This is a genomic window from Halorubrum sp. JWXQ-INN 858, assembly GCF_009806985.1.
Lineage (GTDB): Archaea > Halobacteriota > Halobacteria > Halobacteriales > Haloferacaceae > Halorubrum.
The window spans coordinates 356,225-372,114 of sequence record NZ_WUAX01000008.1; the positions used below are offsets into that span (position 1 = coordinate 356,225).

Consider the following 15,890-nt stretch of genomic DNA (forward strand, 5'->3'; position numbering starts at 1 on the left):
TTCCTCGGAGGGTAATCGTCCGGATGCAATGTACAGGCGTTTATAAACCGATACGGCAGCGCAACGGAAGCGCGGGCGAGACGAGGCGAGACGAACCCAGACGAGCGTCGAGGCCGGGGTTTCGGCGAGAGACGCCCGCGCTCGATCGGTAGGGCGGAAAAGGCCGTGTTCGGTCGCGGTTCTACGGATCTGAAAACGCCCGTCGTGTAATAAGTCGCCTCGCCGCGAAGCGGCGACCATGAGGACGACACGCCACGCATCCGGATCGACGGCGGAACCCGACGTCAAGCGCTCCGGGAGCGTCGCCGCGGGCTCCGCGGAGCGGTCGTCGGTGCTCCGGGCCGAGCTCCGCGTTCGGCGGCGCGACGGGCACGCGTGTCCGTTGGGCGGGGGGCGCGACCGAACCGTCGTCGCACACGACGTGGTCCGTCCCGACGGGAACGACGGGAACGGCCTCGAGTGCCGGTCGACGATCGAGAGCGAGGCCGGGACGCGTATCGTCGGGAAGCCGATCGAGGAGGGCTGTGTCTGTCCGGTGTTCCGAAGCCACGACTGCGTCGCCTCGATCGAGGCGGCCGATCGGGGCGAGATCGTCGTTTCGCTGTCGCTCCCCTCGCGGGAGGTGCTCCCGGAGATCGTCGAGGACCTCAGGGGCGTCGGGGCGACCGTCGAGCTGCGGAGCATCTCCAAGGGCGGCCACCCGTCGGAGGGACGGCGGCTGACGATCGACGCCGACGCCGTCACGGAAAAACAGCGCGAGGCCATCGCGGTCGCCTTCGAGGAGGGGTACTACGACACGCCGCGCGGGGCGGACCTCGGGGATCTCTCCGACCGGCTCGGCGTGTCGCGCTCGGCGGTCTCCCAGCGATTGACCGCCGCCGAGTCGACGCTGATCGGCGCGCTGTACGACCTCGAAGCGAGGATCGACGAGTGATAAAGGGACGAAATCAGGACGAAATCGGGGACGAAGGTGAGGACGAGGTCGGAGGCGCGGCGGCGAAGTACGGCCGCGGTCCGGCGATGCAGCCGTATCCAGCGATGCAGCCGTGTCCAGCCGAATGGTCCGGTGACGCGGTTCCCACTCAGTGGAACCACCGACCGCGAGTTAAGACGACGACGACCGTAGACCGAGACATGAGCGACCAGACCGCGTCCTGTGACGGGTGGCACAGCGGCGGCTGCGTCGGCACGTCGCGGTGTCCGCCGCGCTGCCCGCGGTTCGTCGACAAGCAGGGTGTGCGGTGGACTCTTCGCCCGGCGCGCGAGGGTGGGATCGGATCCGACGACGACGACGGCCTCACCGATGACGCCCACGACGACCTCGACGCGCTCGCCGACATGTACGCCGCGTTCGGCACCGGCGACCGCGCACAGGGGGTCCCGCCCGCGGACGAGCGACAGCGCCGGTCGTGGATCGAGACGCTGCTCGCGGAGGGGCACAACGTCGTCGCGGCCGGCGACGGTCGGCTCGTCGGCCATGCCGTGTACACGCCGACCGGCGAGGAGACGCCGGAGCTCGCGGTGTTCGTCCATCCGGCGTGTCAGCGCCGCGGGATCGGGACGGAGCTGTGTAAACACGTCATCGCCGCCGCGGCCGACGCCGGATGCGAGGCGCTCGTGCTCCACGTCGAGGCGGGTAACCGCGCCGCACGTACCGTCTACCGTCGGCTCGGGTTCGAGGTCCTCGACGGCGAACGCGAGCTGGTGATGCGGCTCGCGCTCGACGAGCCGATCGCGACCGCGGTCAGGAAACCGCCCGCCGTTCGTGAACCGTCGGCCTGACCCGCCGGCACGTGGGACGGGGCCTCAGGCACCCGGGGAAAGACCTCAGGCGACCGGGGGAATATCTCAGGCGACCGGGGCGACCTCGCCGACGGCGCGGAGGACGCGAGCGCTCGTCCGGATCCCCTTCTCGAAGTGCGCGAGGTCGTAGTGCTCGTCGGGGCCGTGCTGGTTGTTGTCGCGCTGGCCGTGCGGGACGCTGATGTGTGGGACGCCGAGGTAGTTCGTGAACACCGCGTAGGGAGCCGACCCACCGGAGGCGGGTTTGACGACCGGCTCCGCGCCCCAGCCGTCCGCGACCGCCGAGACGATCGGCTCCCGGTACGGGGAGTCGACGGGGGTTCGGGTCGGGTCCATGCTCGCGTGGCGAGTGACCGTCGTCGACACGCGGTCGGAGGCGTGCGCCTCGACGTGGTCGGCGATCAGGTCGTACACGTCGTCGGGGTCCTGGTCGACGACGAGCCGCGCGTCGATCGTGGCGGCGGCCCGCGACGGGACGATCGTCTTGAACCCCTCGTCGCCGTGGCCGCCCGCGAAGCCGTTGACGTTGAGCGTCGGATAGTACAGCGTCCGTTCGAGGAACGTGTCGCCGGGGCCGTCATCGAAGCCGCCGATATCGAGCTTCGCGGCGAGCGCGTCGGGGTCGGGCTCGATGTGGCCGAGCAGCTCCCGGTCCGCGTCCGTGACGGGAGCGACGTCGTCGTAGAACCCGTCGATCGTGATCCGGCCGTCGGGGTCACGCATCGTGGCGAGCAGTTGGGTGAGCTCCCAGATCGGGTTGGGGACGGCCCCGCCGTAGTGACCGGAGTGGAGGTCCGCGTTCGGTCCCCGGACCTCGATCCCGACCACCAGGATCCCGCGGTTTCCGAACACGACGGTGGGGCGGCCCGACTCGTCGACCGGGCCGTCGGAGTTCACCGAGACGTCCGCGGCGAGTTCGGTCTCGCGCGCCTCGACGGCGTCCATCACGTTCGGGCTCCCGCTCTCCTCCTCGCCGTCCAAGAGCATGGTGACGTTGACCGGGAGCCCGGTCGTCTCCCGCAGCGCGCGGACCGCACAGAGGTACGCGAAGTGTTGGCCCTTGTTGTCGACCGTGCCGCGGCCGTACATGAGCTCGCGCCCGTCGACCTCGCGGATCACCGGGTCGAACGGCGGGGTCTCCCAGTCCTCCGGCGCGACCGGCTGGACGTCGTAGTGACCGTAAACGAGGACCGTCGGCGCGTCGTTGTCGGGGTCGCCGTCGACGAACGCGCGGGCGACGACCGCGGGGTGGCCGGCCGTGTCGACGATCTCCGCCGTGTCGAAGCCGTAGTCGGTCGTCAACGAGACGAGGAGCTCCGCACAGTCGTGGATCCCCTCGCCGGTCGCGCTGATCGACGGCTGTGCGACGAGCGTCCGGAGGTCGTCGACGAACCCGTCGAACCCCTCCTCGACGAACGCGTCCACTTCGGATGACGGTGTCATACCACACGTCGACGGCGGGGCGCTAAAAACACGCGTGTGCCGGCGAGGCGGGCGGGATCACGGGTCGACGGCCGGGTGAACCGGACTACGGGTCGGGCGGACGACCCCCCGGCCGGGGAGTCGACGGACGCAACGCTTGAGTCGCTGGCACGCACAGCGGTAGCCATGCGCTTCGATCGCTCCGACGGTGTCTTCTGTCACGTCACGTCGCTGCCCGGTCCTCACGGGATCGGCGACCTCGGCGAGGGGGCTCGGGAGTTCCTCGGGTTCCTCGGGAAGGCCGGCGTCGACCTCTGGCAGATCTGTCCGCTCGGGCCGACGACCGAAGTGGCCGGCGACTCGCCGTACCAGTCGCCGTCGGCGTTCGCCGGGAACCCGCTCCTGCTCGGTCTCGACCGCCTCGTCGAGGAGGGCGCGCTCCGCCCGTCGGAGCTCGAACCCGTCCCCGACTTCCCGGACGACCGGGTCGAGTACGACGCGGTCCGAGCGTACAAACTCCCCCTGCTCCGGACGGCCTTCGAGCGGTTCGACGGGAGCCCGACGGCGGAGGCGGCGGCCGACCTCGACGCGTTCCGGGAGCGGGAGCCCTGGCTCGCCGACTACGCGCTGTTCCGCGCGCTCTCGGCGGCCCGCCCGGAGGACACGTGGATGGAGTGGCCCGAGCCGCTCCGCACCCGGGAGCCCGACGCGCTCGCGGCCGCCCGCGAGGAACACGCCGAGGAAGTCCGGTACCACGAGTTCCTGCAGTGGACGTTCGACCGACAGTGGCGCGAACTCCGCGAAGTCGCCGCCGACAACGACGTCTCGATCGTCGGTGACGTCCCGATCTACGTCTCGCTCGACTCCGCCGACGTGTGGGCGAACCCCGACGCCTTCCACCTCGACGAGGGGAACCGTCCGACCGCGGTCGCCGGCGTCCCGCCGAACCCCGGCGACGACGGGCAACGGTGGGGGAACCCGGTGTACGACTGGGAGAGCCTCGCCGAGCGCGAGTACGACTGGTGGATCGCGCGTTTCCGGCGGCTCTTCGAGCTGGCCGACGTCGCCCGTCTCGACCACTTCCTCGGGTTCGTTCGCTACTGGGCGATCCCCGCGGACGCCGACGATCCGGGCGCGGGCGAGTGGCGCGAGGGCCCCGGCCGCGAGCTGTTCGAGCGGGTCGAGCGGGAGCTCGGCGACGCGCCGTTCATCGCGGAGGACCTCGGCTTCGAGGACGAGCGGATGGACGCGCTCGCCTACGAGTTCGGATTCCCCGGCATGCGCGTCCCCCAGTACGCCGACTGGTGTGAGGAGGGCAACCCGTACCAGCCGATGCACTACCCGGAGGCGACCGTCGGGTACACGTCGACGCACGACACCGACACGTGGATGGGCTACTACGGGGCCCTCCCCGACCACCAACGGGACTGTCTCCACTACAACCTCGGGGCCGACGGCGAGGGTTCGATCGAGTGGGATATCGTCGAGGCCGTCTGGGCGTCGGAGGCGATCGTCGCGATGACCACGCCCCAGGACCTCCTCGGGCTCGGCAGCGACGCGCGGTTCAACGAGCCCGGGACCGCCCGCGGGAACTGGGAGTGGCGGCTGACCGCCGGCGCGCTCGACGACGCGATCGCCGATCGGCTGTGGGAGCTCGGCGAGTTCCACGTCCGGTGAGCCGACCGCCGCGAGCGACTCGCCCCGACCGGAGCCGATCTCCGATCGAGCCCTGATCGACCGCCGATCGAATCCTGACCGACCGCCGATCGAGTCCTGATCGACCGCCGATCGGGTCCCGATCGCCGCGACGGCGAACCCTTTTACCTCCACGCGGAACCGTACGGGTATGGCGCTACCAGTTGACGCGGATCGACTCCGGGCCGACATCGAGGGGAACGCGGCGTTCGGCGCGATCGACGACGGCGACCCGGACACCCACGGACGGACGAACCGAACCGGCACCGAGGCGAACCGTCTCGCGCGCGACCGGCTCGTCGAGCGGTTCGAGGACGCCGGCCTCGACGTCACCGTCGACGCCGTCGGCAACCTGGTCGGGACGTGGACCCCCGAGTCCGCGGAGCCCGACGCCGCCCCCGTCGCGAGCGGGAGCCACCTCGACAGCGTCCCCGAGGGCGGGATCTTCGACGGCCCGCTCGGCGTGTACGCGGCGCTCGAGTCGGTTCGGGCGATGCAGGACGCCGGGATCGAGCCGGACCGCCCCGTGCTCGTCGTGAGCTTCACCGAGGAGGAGGGCGGCACGTTCGGCAACGGGATGCTCGGTTCGGCGGTGGCGACCGGGACGACCGACCTCGAGGAGGCGCTCGCGCTCACGAACGACGGCGGCGAGACCCTCGGCGACGCGCTGTCGCGGATCGGCTACGATGGCGAGGGAACCATCGATCCCGCCGGCTGGGACGGGTTCTACGAGCTCCACGTCGAACAGGACACGACCCTCGAGGATCGGGGTGCGGACCTGGGCGTCGTGACGACGATCACGGGGATCACCCACTGTCACGCGACGGTCGAGGGCGAGGCGAACCACGCGGGCGCGACGGCGATGGACGAACGGACCGACGCGCTCGCGGCCGCGAGCGAGTTCGTGTTGGACGTCGAGCGCGCCGCCAACGACGTGGTCGCGTCGTCGAGCGAGTCGGCGGTGGGCACGGTCGGGTCGCTGTCGGTCGCGCCGAACGCGACGAACGTCGTTCCCGGGCGGGTCGAGGCGGGTATCGACGTGCGGGACGTCGAGTACGAGTCGATGGAGACGATCGTGGCCGCGGCGCGGGAGTCGCTCGCGCGGGTGGAGCGCGAGCGCGGCGTCGAAACGACGTTCGAGCGGCCGTTCGACGTGCTCCCGACGCCGATGAGCGACCGGCTCCGCGACGCCGCCCACGCGGCCGCCGACGGGGCGGGGCGGACCGCGATCGACCTCCACTCCGGCGCGGCCCACGACGCGATGCGTGTCGCCCGCGTGACCGACGCCTCGCTGCTGTTCGCGCCCTCGCGCGACGGGATATCGCACAACCCGCGCGAGTGGACCGACTGGGCGGACTGTGCGGCCGCGACCGAGGTCCTCGCGGGCGCGATCGCGAGGGCGGCCGGCGCCGAGTAGGTCCAACAGCGCCGAGCGAGGCGATCGACGCCCCACGCGGGCGACGCCTCACGCGAACGGTGCATCATTCAAACGACGCGTCACGCGGGCGACGCCTCACGTCGGCGGATCCGTCGGAGGGACCGGACCGACCAGAGCCCGAAGACGCCCGCGATCGCGAGCGTCACCCACGCGAAGGTGTAGCCCGACGCGTCGAGCACGACGCCGAAGACGACCGGGGAGATAACGGAGGGGACGAAGCCGACGAACGACTGGAGCGACAGCGCCGCCCCGACCTGGTCGTCGTCGACGGCCTCGGTGACGAGCGTCGAGGCGGGCGCACTGTCGACGCTGAGGAGCGCGCCGTGAACGAGGAGGACGACGACGATCGCCGCGAACGGGAGCGCCGTGAGGGCGCCGAACGTCGCGACGACGACGGTACTACTCGCGAGGCCGACCCCGACGGTCGTCCCGCGGCCGATCCGGTCCGAAAGCGTCCCGCCGAGGACGTTCCCGACCGCGCTCATCGCGGTGACGACGCCGACGACCAGTCCCGCGACCGCCCCGGGCGCGTCCGTCGCCGCGAACGCCGGCACCGCGATGAGGAACGTCAACAGCCAGTTGCGGACCCCGAACAGCTCCCAGTTGTGCCACGCGTACGCGTTGACCGCGTGGAGGTACTCGCGGTTCCCGAGCAGCGAGAGGTCGATCCCCGACGGCGAGCCGGTGCGGCCGGGCGCGTCCTCGGCGACCACGACGAGCAACAGCCCGGTGATCAGACCGCCCGCGCTCGTCACGACGGTGGCGGTTTCCCATCCGGCCGTCGACGCGATCCGGGCGGTGACGAGGAAGGACGCACCGCTCGCGAGCGAGAACGTCCCGACGTAGATCCCGATGGCGCGACCACGACGCTCCGGAGGGTACCAGTCGCTGACGAGGCGCATTCCGGGGACGTAGACGCCGGCGATACAGACCCCCGCGAGGAACCGCAACAGGAGGCCGACGTAGAACCCGTCGGCGACGAGCCCGAAGGCGATCCCGAACGCCGCGGTGCCGACCGCGCCGCCCGCGACGACGTACCGTGGAGAGACCCGGTCTGAGAGCCGGCCGAGCGGGAGGATACCGACGAGGTAGCCCGCCTGGAACGCGCCGAAGACGATCCCCGCCTGCGTCCCCGAGAGCCCCCAGTCGTCCGACACCTGGGGCAACACCGCCGAGTAGTTGTACCAGATGAGGATCGTCAAGAACAGACCGACGCAGACGGCCGCAAAGGTGCGGGTACGCTCGTGCACGCTCGACCAACCTCGTTCGGCCGCGAAAAACCCTCGGGGGTCGGCAAACAACGTGGCCGACGAACCACGTCATCCCCGTGAACCGCGTCGACCGTTCGTCGACCGTCGGGTTCGACGGAACGGTTTTATCCGGGGGCCGCAAGCAACGACCGTGAGACGACGCCTCGCGATCGGGTCCCTGCTCCTCGGCGTCCTCGCCGCGGTCACCGGTGGGGTCCTCACGGCGAGACCGCAGGTCGGTGGGTGGCCCGATCTCGTGGGGTACCCCGCCGGGCTCGTGCTCGGACGGGGTCTGCTCGTCGCCGCGGTGGCCGCGCTCCTGTACGGGGCGTACCTGCTCGTCCTCGACGTCCTGTCGCGCTCGACGAGCAAACGCCGCGCGCACGACGCGCGGAACCTGCTTCGGCTCGCGATCGGGATCGTCGGAACCGTCGCGACGCTCGCGGTGGTGACCGAGAACTGGCTCGGGCTCCTCCTCTCGCTCGGCGTCATCGGCTTCGCCGTCACGTTCGCGCTCCAACAGCCCTTGCTGTCGCTCATCGCGTGGGGGTACATCACGGTGAAACAGCCGTACGGCGTGGGCGACCGGATCCGGATCGGCGACACGAAGGGTGACGTGATCGCGGTGGACTTCCTCATCACGACGCTGTGGGAGGTCAACGGCGAGCTCGTCGCCTCGAACCAGCCCTCCGGTCGGGTGGTGACCGTCCCGAACAGCGTCGTCCTCTCCTCGAACGTGGCCAACTTCGGCGGGGGCGGGTCGCCGTACGTGTGGAACGAGATCGCGATTCAGGTCGCCTACGAGACGGACCTCGAGTTCGCGCGGGCGGTCATGCGCGAGGAGGCGACGGACCTGCTCGGCGAGGAGATGGCCGCGGGGATCGCCGCCTATCGAGAGGCGCTCGCGGAGACCCCGGTCGAGCTGGAGGTGTACGACCACCCGACCGTGAACGTCGCGCAGTCGGAGTCGTGGGTCGAGCTTCGCCTGCGATACCTCGCCCATCCGCGGCGGGGACAGCAAGTGAGAAACGAGCTGTACGAGCGGGTGCTCGATCGGTTCAACGACGACCCCGATCGCGTCGCGTTCCCGACGAGCCGGAGCCGCTGAGGGCGGCGGTGGCGAACCGGGATCCGTCCGTCGATCGAAGCAAAGCAGTTATTAGTAGAGACGAGCGGAGAACACCGGCTCGACCGAAGCGTCGAGAAGCGCAGATATCGAATGATTTCGATTGATACGCCCGTAAACGGTCTTTCACGCGCCGTACACGGATATAGAAATAGAGAAACATTTATATAGATAGAAGGATAACTAATAGTTAATGAATCGGCGTTCCCGGCACACTTTTTCGCCGGGGGGCCGGTCGCGGGACATCCATGACAGAGACACGCATTCGAAACTACGACGGCGAGACTGAACAGCGAGAGGAGACGACCGCCGAAGCGACGGAGACGCGGGGCGAGCGCGTCACGGTCTGCCCGGAGTGTAGCGGTCGGCTGGCGAGCGACACCGAACACGGCGAGACGGTCTGTACCGACTGCGGGCTCGTCGTCGAGGAGGAGGGGATCGACCGCGGGCCGGAGTGGCGCGCGTTCGACAGCGCCGAGCGCGACTCGAAGTCCCGCGTGGGCGCGCCGACGACGAACATGATGCACGACAAGGGGCTGTCGACGAACATCGGCTGGCAGAACACCGACGGCTACGGCAAGTCGCTGTCGAGCCGCCAACGACGGCAGATGCAGCGGCTCCGGACGTGGAACGAGCGGTTCCGCACCCGGAACTCGAAGGAGCGCAACCTCAAACAGGCGCTCGGCGAGATCGACCGCATGGCCAGCGCCCTCGGACTCCCCGAAACCGTCCGCGAGACCGCCTCCGTCATCTACCGCCGCGCGCTGAGCGAGGACCTCCTGCCCGGACGCTCGATCGAGGGCGTCGCGACGGCCGCGCTGTACGCCGCCGCCAGACAGGCCGGAAACCCCCGAAGTCTCGACGAGTTCACCACCGTCTCGCGGGTGGACAAGATGGAGCTGACCCGGACGTACCGGTACGTCATCCGCGAGCTCAAACTGGAGGTACAGCCCGCGGACCCCGAGAGCTACGTCCCGCGGTTCGTCTCGCGGCTCGAGCTCCCCGAGGAGGTCGACCGGCTGGCCCGAGAACTCCTCACGACGGCGAAAGCGAAGGGGATCACGAGCGGCAAGTCCCCGGTCGGGCTCGCCGCCTCGGCCGTGTACGCCGCGGCGCTGCTGTCGAACCGGAAGGTCACGCAGAGTCAGGTGTCGGACGTCGCCGACATCTCCGAGGTAACGATCCGAAACCGGTACAAGGAGCTGTTGGAGGCCAGCGACCACCTCTCCGGTTAACTCGGACGGCGAGCGACGGTGTCAGATCCTCACATACTCTTTTCAGATAGCAGCGTGTAACGGTCGATATGGTCGAAGCATTCGTCAGATTGGTCTGCCCGGAGTGCGGGAAGGAGTGGCAAGACAATCCCGCCGAGCTGCCGAACGTCCGGACGAACTTCAGCTGTCAACACTGCCACGCGACGCGTCGGCTGTCGGAGTTCATGCGGACCGAACGTGACCTCGAAGCTGTCAAACAGTTTCAATGAACGGATCTGACTGTACCGATCGTTAACGCAAAACTCGCGTTTCCGGCGTGGAGACGCCCGTATAGGCGAGAGTCATGCTAACGGCACTCAAGATAGTAATATAAGCCTTCGGTAGCAAAGGACCGTTGCTCATGAAGAAGCAGGAACTCATTCACCTTCACGGCCTCCTGGCTGAAGTACGAAAGCAGTGCGAGTTCTGGGACGAGGACCTCGACCTCGACGCGTACGAAGAGCTGGGCGTGAAGCCGACATCGATCCACAAATCGAAGACCGACCACAAAGCAGCCGTATTCAAGCTGACCGGCGGGATCACCGCTCCCATGGACGACGCAGAGTCCGAGCCGCTGGCCCAGACCGCCGACTAACACTTCGACCGCGTTCTCGCCGCCCGCTACCCGCGTAGTGACGACCCCGTCCGAGCGCACCGAACCCGCACCGGACGACGACGGCCGTCGCCGAGAGGATCAGCGCTGGTCGTCTCCGTCTCCCTTGCCGTCCTCATCCGGCGACTTCCCCTCGAGTTCGTCTGCCGCCAGCTCGGCGACGGTGAGGACCTTCAGCGGGATGTTCCGGAGCCGCTGGCCGATCTCCTTGCGGGCGATCCGGCTGGCGTGTTCCTCGCCGTCGACGTTGAAGACGTCCATCTCCAGTTCGAGGGCGACGAGGGCTTCGTCGGCGGCGACGAACGCCGGCGGGAGCTCCTCGCCGGCGGGCGACCGCCGCGCCCCCATCTCGATCTCGACGTAGTTGAGGTCCGGGTTCAACATCTCACCGGTTTTCGAGATGGCGATCCGGACCGCCTCGTCGGTGGTCTCCACGTCGTACACCGGGATCGCGGCCTCGACGACGACTCGACAGTCCATTATGTGAACACGTACCGCGCGATCGGGTATGAAGCTTCGGCCGAGCTCCGCCCGCCCTGAGTCACTTCCGCCCGCCCCGACGTCACTCCCCGCCGCTACGGAGGTAGTGGAAGACGTACGTCTGCGCGTAACCGGCGTACTCGCCGCCGAACCGGTCGCGGATCGCCCGCGAGGTGTCGGCGTAGCTCCCGCGCTCGCAGTCGGGGTAGTAGTCCGCGATCGTCGTCCGTATCCACGTATCGAGCGGCACCGCTTCGAGGAAGGCCAGCGAGAACAACAACACGCAGTCGGAGACCTTGTCGCCGACGCCGACGAACCGGGTGAGGGAGTCCCGAGCGTCCTCGTACTCCAGATCCGCTGCCTCCTCGGGGCGTGCCTCGCCGTCCGCGACCATTTCCGCCGTCCGCTGCACGTACGGTGCGCGATAGCCGAGCGAGAGGTCCCGCAGCTCCCCCTCGGTTCGCGCCGCGAGCGCCGCCGGCGTCGGGAACGCGTGGTACGGCTCCCCGTCGAGTTCGACCACGTCGCCGTACGTTTCACGGAGCCGACGCTGCATGCGGTGGATCCGGGCCACGCGCATCTGTGCCGAACAGATGAACGATATCAGGCAGGGGAACGTCGGGTCCCGGGTGAGTCGCAACCCCTCGTAGGCGTCGTACGCGCGGTTCAAGAGCGGGAGGTCGGGGGTCGCGTCGAGGACCGCGTCGAGGTCGTCGTCGAGCCGGAGCAGGTGGGTGAGAAGCGGGACGGCGTCGGCCGTGGACTCCCACTCCACCGTCCCGTCGCGGGCGCCGCCGCGCTGGCGGACGCGGACGACGACCCGCTCGTCGGTCACGCCCGGGATCGGGTCGACGACCGTCTCGTACCACTCGTCGCCGCCGTATGCGCGGGCGTCCCCGTAGGTCCCGCCGTCCGCGCGGTTCCACAGGTAGCTCTGTCCGCTCTCGACGGTCGCCTGGAGGTCGAAGGGACCGTTCAGGTCGGCGACGTCGATCGCTCCTCGTTCCATCGTCGTCCACGACGGGGCGTGGGGGTATTCCCGTTTCGGTGTCGAAGCGACCGTCGGCGGACGGGGGTTTTTGACCGTGCCGACCGTCGGATCGACCATGCCGACGTACCGCCGGGAGACACGCGTGCCGGCTCGCCTCCCCGACGTCTGGGCGTTCCACTCCACGATAGACGGGCTCCGCGCGCTGACGCCCGACTGGATGGACCTCCGGATCGAGGCCGTGGAGGGACCGGACGGCGAACGCGGTCCCGACGTCCTGACGAAGGGCACCCGAATCCGCATGTCGATACGTCCCTTCGGCGTGGGGCCCCGGCAACGGTGGACGTCCCGGATCGTCGAGCGCGAGCCGGACGGTGAGACCCCCGTCACGGGAAGCGCGTACTTCGTCGACGACATGGTCCACGGCCCGTTCAGACGGTGGATCCACACCCACGCGTTCTACGCGGACGGCGAGGGGACGCGACTCGTCGACACCGTCGAGTACCGGCTCCCGTTCGGCCCGCTCGGTGACGCGGCGGGACCGCTCGCGAAGGTCGGGTTCGAAGGGATGTTCCGCGACCGGCATCGACGGACCGTCGAGCGTTTCGAACGGGGGCCGGAAACCGGCGCACCGATGGGGGACGGCGACGAGTTATAAGGCGTTCCGGGACCGATCACGGGTATGGATCCGGACATCGTCGACATGGACCACGTTTCCGTTCGCGTGACCGACCTCGACGCCGCACTCGAGTTCTACCACGACCTGCTCGGACTGCCGATCCGCGATCGGGAGCGCTACGAGGCCGGGGACGTGCCGTACGTTGCGGTCGCTGCCGGCGGCAGACACCTCCACCTCGTCCCGGTCGACGAGCCCTCGATAGACCCGAACACGGCGGAGGCGGACGATCGCTCGCCGACCGACTCGAACCACGGATCGAGGGTTCCCCTCGGCGGGGAGCACGTCTGCCTGCTGGTCCGATCGAACGGAACCGACAGCCGCGAGCAGCTCGACGACCTCCTCGCGGCGATCGAGGACGCGGGATACGACGTGGAACCGGACGAGCCGACCGAGCGCTACGGGGCGTACGGGCGCGATTGGGCGGCGTACGTCCGCGATCCGGACGGCCGTCGCGTCGAGCTCAAGGTCCACTGACGTCGGTCCCCCCGACGGGAGGACTACGCCTCGCTGTCGGTGGCGGTCAGATAGATGCCCGACAACACGATCACGCCGCCGGCGATCGTGTACGCCGTCGGCGACTCCGACAGCAGGACGAACGCGAGCACCGTCGCCCCGACCGGCTCGCCGAGCAGCGACACCGAAACGACGCTCGACTCCAGGTGTGCGAGCGCCCAGTTGATGACGGTGTGACCGAACAGCCCGGGCCCGACCGCGAGCCCGGCGAAGAGGAGCCACTCCCGTCCCGGGTAGCCGGTCAGCGCGTGTCCCTCGGCCAGCACGATCGCGAGCAGCGTCACCGTACAGACGCCGTAGACGACGACCACGTACGGCACGAGCGCGACGCGCTGGCGGAGGGACCGGCCGGCGAGCACGTACCCCGCAGCCATCACCGCCCCGAACAACGCGAGCGCGTTGCCGTACAGCGGACGGGGCCCGACGAGCACTCCACCGAGCAGATCGCCGAACGACATCGCCGCCATCCCGGACACCGCGACGGCGATCCCGAGCGCCATCCGTCGGGTGACCCGCTCCCGCAACAGCAGCCACGCGCCGAGCGCGACGAACACCGGCTGTGCCTGCACCAGGGTGACGCTCGCCGCCACGCTCGTCCACGTCAGGCTCTCGAACCACGCCGCGAAGTGTAACGCGAGGGCGACGCCCGACAGCGTCGCGAACCCGAGGTCCCGACGCGTGATCCGGGCGAAAGAACCGCGGTAGCGCCACGCGGCGATCGGGAGCAGCGGAAGCGTCGTGAACAGCACGCGATAGAAAGCCGCGACAGAGCTCGGCGCGTGGCTCCAGCGGACCAGGATCGCCCCCGCGCTGACCGCGATCACTGCCGTGACGAGCCCGGCCGTCGGCGAGACACGTGGCGTCGATCCCACGACCGCCCTTTTCGGGCACGTCGCTTACAGGTTTCGGAGCCCGCCGATCGACGATCGGGTGGACGGAGCGCCGAACCGGATCCGCTTGGACGGAACGCCGAACCGGATCCGCTTGGACGGAACGCTGCGGAACCGACCCACTCGAACGGCCGATGCGGCGTCGACCCGACGGGGATTTCAGGCGGCGACGCGAACACCGACCCATGTGCGCGGACACCTTCGGCGTCGGGATCCACCTCACCGACGACGAGCTGCGAGTCGTCGTTCACGTGCCGTCGGACATCGATTCCGGATGGACCGACCCGGAAGCGTTCCAATCACTCGTCGCCGACGTCGTGTGGGATCGGCTCGACCGCCGCCCCGTGCTCGCATCGATCGCCGCGGAGTACGACACGGGCGACACCGTCCGTCTCGGTACCGTCACGCTCGAGCCCGACGGCACCGTCGTCGACCACGACCTCGACGACCCTCTCGGCGATCGGTGACTTGAGACGCCGTTCAGGTCGACGATCCGCGACGGTATCCGACCCGATCGGTGACGACCGCGAAGGCGACCCCGACTGACGCCAGCCGGACGGGGTCGTACGCCGTGAGGTCGTAGCGAGTCGATCCGACCGTCTTCCCCCACGTGCCCAACACGCCGAGTTCGACCAGGCCGGACAGCGTCGCCCCGAGCGTTCGCGGGGTCGTATCGGTGGTCTCGAGGGCTGCATGGATCTGCTTCGACTGCGGATAGTTCCGATCACACGCGTCGATCCCGTCCCGTGCGTCCTCCCAGTACCGCCGTGTGTACCCGAACGTCGTCGGGTCCCGGCGGCGGAGCCGCTCGATGGCCGCGATCGCGTCCGTCTCGACTCCTCCGACCTCGTCGACGAGGTCGATCGCTCGACCCACCGCCGTCGCCGTCGAAGGAGTCACCGAGTAGCCGACAACTATCGACCCCCCGGCTTCTCGAACCGCGAGTGAAAGCCCGTCGACGAGGTCGGTCGCCGCCGAGACTCCGATGTCCGACACCATCGGCGCGAGATCGTCGACGAACACGATCGGCGCGGTGCCCTTCGCGCCGTCGAGATAGTCGGCCACCACCGCCACGACGTCCGTCGGGTCGGCCGGTCGCCCGAGGACGGTGTATGCAAGCTGTCGGTCCGGGAACACCTGGGTCCCGGGAGCCGTCGCTGTCGCGCCTCGAGTCGTGTCGCTCGCCGAGACGACCGCCTCTCGTTCGGGGGTTCCGCCGTGTGCCGACCAGCCGCGTCGCCACTCGTCGACGCCGTCCGCGAACAGCACGGAGACGGCACGGGACGGGTGTGACCCCTCCCGAACCGACGGCGAGCCGAACGTGGCGAGCTGCATCGTCACGTCCGTTCGCTCCCCCGTCACAGCCATTATTACGTGAACGTTACTGAGAAAACCAATAAACGTACCGGTGGGAGAATATCGATCGGGACCGCATCTGGTCAACTCGAGATGGATCCCGGTCACGACGTCCGAAAGGGTGCGTCCGGTCGGTAACGCCACTGTGGCGGTGACGGACGAGCGGGGCACTCCCCGACGTAGGGTCGAACGGATGGTCTTCGATGCGGTCCGTGCGAGCGAATCGCTCGGTCGCGTCGCGTCGTCCGTACCGGATCGTTCGCCGGACCGTCGAGCGTTTAAGCCTAGCGGTCCGTCGTGTCCGTTTCGAAAGCAAACGAGCCCACGGACGCGGTGTCCGTGGGCTCGTGTCGCCCGATGTGGGCGAAATGAATGGGAGGCGGC

At 69.2% G+C, this 15,890-nt stretch carries 17 protein-coding genes; 11 read left to right on the plus strand and 6 right to left on the minus strand.

The annotated features are described in order from the left end of the window. Positions 1–238 precede the first annotated feature (238 nt). Both GRS48_RS07055 and GRS48_RS07060 read left to right on the plus strand, forming a co-directional pair. Positions 239–934, plus strand: coding sequence for a helix-turn-helix domain-containing protein (locus GRS48_RS07055; protein WP_159484928.1), 696 nt, complete (start codon positions 239–241; stop codon positions 932–934). 200 nt (positions 935–1,134) lie between these two features. Beyond that, complete coding sequence (locus tag GRS48_RS07060; protein ID WP_159484930.1) at positions 1,135–1,782, plus strand: GNAT family N-acetyltransferase; 648 nt, start codon at positions 1,135–1,137, stop codon at positions 1,780–1,782. A 66-nt stretch (positions 1,783–1,848) separates the two neighbouring features. Here GRS48_RS07060 and GRS48_RS07065 read toward each other — a convergent pair whose 3' ends face one another. After that, a complete protein-coding gene (locus tag GRS48_RS07065) occupies positions 1,849–3,246 on the minus strand; it encodes a M20/M25/M40 family metallo-hydrolase (RefSeq protein ID WP_159484932.1) in 1,398 nt (465 codons plus the stop codon). Positions 3,247–3,390: 144 nt separating this feature from the next. Between GRS48_RS07065 and malQ the strand changes: the two genes are divergently transcribed. Both malQ and GRS48_RS07075 read left to right on the plus strand, forming a co-directional pair. Further along, entirely contained in the window at positions 3,391–4,902 is a 1,512-nt protein-coding gene (malQ, locus tag GRS48_RS07070; protein WP_255473078.1) for a 4-alpha-glucanotransferase, read from the plus strand. 169 nt (positions 4,903–5,071) lie between these two features. Beyond that, entirely contained in the window at positions 5,072–6,337 is a 1,266-nt protein-coding gene (locus GRS48_RS07075; RefSeq protein WP_159484936.1) for a M20 family metallo-hydrolase, read from the plus strand. A gap of 80 nt (positions 6,338–6,417) precedes the next feature. Here GRS48_RS07075 and GRS48_RS07080 read toward each other — a convergent pair whose 3' ends face one another. After that, on the minus strand, positions 6,418–7,608 hold the full coding sequence (locus GRS48_RS07080; protein ID WP_200840219.1) for an MFS transporter: 1,191 nt from the start codon (positions 7,606–7,608) through the stop codon (positions 6,418–6,420). Positions 7,609–7,759: 151 nt separating this feature from the next. Between GRS48_RS07080 and GRS48_RS07085 the strand changes: the two genes are divergently transcribed. The 4 genes from GRS48_RS07085 (at position 7,760) to GRS48_RS07100 (ending at position 10,582) form a co-directional block, all read left to right on the plus strand. After that, positions 7,760–8,716, plus strand: a complete 957-nt coding sequence (locus tag GRS48_RS07085; RefSeq protein ID WP_321168336.1) for a mechanosensitive ion channel domain-containing protein — start codon at positions 7,760–7,762, stop codon at positions 8,714–8,716. Positions 8,717–8,982: 266 nt separating this feature from the next. After that, a complete protein-coding gene (locus GRS48_RS07090; protein ID WP_159484940.1) occupies positions 8,983–9,969 on the plus strand; it encodes a transcription initiation factor IIB family protein in 987 nt (328 codons plus the stop codon). Positions 9,970–10,037: 68 nt separating this feature from the next. After that, complete coding sequence (locus tag GRS48_RS07095) at positions 10,038–10,217, plus strand: hypothetical protein (RefSeq protein WP_159484942.1); 180 nt, start codon at positions 10,038–10,040, stop codon at positions 10,215–10,217. Between the two features lie 131 nt (positions 10,218–10,348). Then, positions 10,349–10,582 carry a UPF0058 family protein gene (locus GRS48_RS07100; protein ID WP_159484944.1) on the plus strand — a complete coding sequence of 78 codons (234 nt, stop codon included), beginning with the start codon at positions 10,349–10,351 and terminating at the stop codon, positions 10,580–10,582. A 99-nt stretch (positions 10,583–10,681) separates the two neighbouring features. On the opposite strand, the gene GRS48_RS07105 is transcribed toward GRS48_RS07100, so the two are convergent. Both GRS48_RS07105 and GRS48_RS07110 read right to left on the minus strand, forming a co-directional pair. Beyond that, the gene (locus GRS48_RS07105) at positions 10,682–11,080 is read right to left on the minus strand and encodes a DUF555 domain-containing protein (RefSeq protein ID WP_159484946.1); all 399 of its coding nucleotides are present in this window, start codon (positions 11,078–11,080) and stop codon (positions 10,682–10,684) included. A gap of 82 nt (positions 11,081–11,162) precedes the next feature. After that, a complete protein-coding gene (locus tag GRS48_RS07110; RefSeq protein ID WP_159484948.1) occupies positions 11,163–12,089 on the minus strand; it encodes a DNA-3-methyladenine glycosylase in 927 nt (308 codons plus the stop codon). A gap of 97 nt (positions 12,090–12,186) precedes the next feature. Here GRS48_RS07110 and GRS48_RS07115 point away from each other — a divergent pair, with 97 nt between their 5' ends. Both GRS48_RS07115 and GRS48_RS07120 read left to right on the plus strand, forming a co-directional pair. Further along, on the plus strand, positions 12,187–12,726 hold the full coding sequence (locus tag GRS48_RS07115) for an SRPBCC family protein (protein ID WP_159484950.1): 540 nt from the start codon (positions 12,187–12,189) through the stop codon (positions 12,724–12,726). 24 nt (positions 12,727–12,750) lie between these two features. Continuing rightward, positions 12,751–13,221 carry a VOC family protein gene (locus tag GRS48_RS07120; RefSeq protein WP_159484952.1) on the plus strand — a complete coding sequence of 157 codons (471 nt, stop codon included), beginning with the start codon at positions 12,751–12,753 and terminating at the stop codon, positions 13,219–13,221. A 23-nt stretch (positions 13,222–13,244) separates the two neighbouring features. Here GRS48_RS07120 and GRS48_RS07125 read toward each other — a convergent pair whose 3' ends face one another. After that, positions 13,245–14,132, minus strand: a complete 888-nt coding sequence (locus GRS48_RS07125; protein ID WP_321168337.1) for a DMT family transporter — start codon at positions 14,130–14,132, stop codon at positions 13,245–13,247. Positions 14,133–14,335: 203 nt separating this feature from the next. On the opposite strand from GRS48_RS07125, the gene GRS48_RS07130 reads away from it, so the two are divergent. Beyond that, positions 14,336–14,617, plus strand: a complete 282-nt coding sequence (locus GRS48_RS07130; RefSeq protein ID WP_159484954.1) for a hypothetical protein — start codon at positions 14,336–14,338, stop codon at positions 14,615–14,617. A 13-nt stretch (positions 14,618–14,630) separates the two neighbouring features. On the opposite strand, the gene GRS48_RS07135 is transcribed toward GRS48_RS07130, so the two are convergent. Next, entirely contained in the window at positions 14,631–15,518 is an 888-nt protein-coding gene (locus GRS48_RS07135) for a hypothetical protein (protein WP_159484956.1), read from the minus strand. Positions 15,519–15,890 lie beyond the last annotated feature (372 nt).